This window comes from Acinetobacter sp. EKM10A (genome assembly GCF_011075215.1).
Lineage (GTDB): Bacteria > Pseudomonadota > Gammaproteobacteria > Pseudomonadales > Moraxellaceae > Acinetobacter > Acinetobacter baumannii.
Window position 1 is genome coordinate 1 of record NZ_JAALLK010000039.1, and the last position, 1,282, is coordinate 1,282.

The window sequence follows — 1,282 nt, forward strand, 5'->3', positions numbered from 1 at the left end:
AGAGGTGGTCCCACATGTTTGAACAACTAAAAGCTTATTTATAAGTGATACTCTGCTCTAGTTAAGCTACCTTATTTTGTTGTGGTAGCTGGTCATAGTAAAACTCATCTGGAGTCATTTTGTCCAGACTCGAATGAGGTCGTTTCAAATTATAAAATTCAAAATATGCGTTTAATTGCTTCTTCGCATCCAAAACATTGCTGTAGGCTTTGAGATACACCTCTTCATATTTAACGCTCCGCCATAATCGTTCAACCATCACATTATCAACCCATCGACCTTTACCATCCATGCTGATTTGGATGTCATTTGATTTCAATACATCAATAAATGCATCACTGGTAAACTGACTGCCTTGGTCTGTATTAAATATTTCAGGTCGACCATATTTTTCAATAGCTTCATTTAATGTTTCTATGCAAAATGTAACCTCCATACTAATCGATACTCTATGCGCAAGTACCTTGCGGCTATGCCAATCAATCACAGCACATAAATAAACAAAGCCTTTTGCCATAGGGATATACGTTATATCCGTAGACCACACTTGATTACTGCGCTGAATAGCCAATCCTTTGAGCAGATATGGATATTTGCGGTGAGCTTGATTAGCCTGGCTTAAATTTGGTTTGCAATATAACGCATTAATGCCCATTTTCTTCATTAAAGTACGTGTATGACGTCGTCCTATATGATGTCCTTGACGATTCAACAAATCACGCATCATACGGCTACCTGCAAAAGGGTATTGCATATGTAACTCATCCATACACCGCATCAGCTTCAGATCTGATGCACTCACAGGTTTTGGGCGATAGTAATAACAACCACGGGAGACTTTCAGCAGCTGAGCTTGCTTAGATACTGAAATCTGAAGTGAGTCATCGATTAACTTTTGTGGTTGAAGCGGCCCAGTTTCTTCAACACACCTTCTAAAAAATCAATTTCTAATGCCTGCTCACCGATTTTTGCATGTAGTTTTTTTAGATCGATGGGTGGTTCTGTTGGAGCTTTTGATTGATCGAAAGCTTGCGAGGAAGCTGAAATCAGTTGATTTTTCCAGTCGATAATTTGGTTTTGATGAACATCAAATTCAGCACTCAATTCAGCAAGTGTTTTTTCTGCTTTAATCGCAGCAAGTGCTACCTTAGCTTTAAAATCATTTGAATGATTTCTTCTTGGTCTACGTGCCATAAAATACTCCATATATTGATGTTTATAACATCATTTGGGGAGCAAAATATCACTTATAAGTGTTGTTCAAATTTCCTGATCCACCTCT

Annotated in this window: 1 protein-coding gene; it reads right to left on the minus strand. The window is 38.1% G+C overall.

Going from position 1 to position 1,282, the window contains the following annotated elements:
• Positions 1-61: 61 nt before the first annotated feature.
• A protein-coding gene (locus G9371_RS18960) for an IS3 family transposase (protein ID WP_085944219.1) occupies positions 62-1,206 on the minus strand; the annotation gives its coding sequence in 2 pieces (ribosomal slippage) (positions 62-942 and positions 942-1,206; 1,146 coding nt in all).
• Positions 1,207-1,282: the final 76 nt, after the last annotated feature.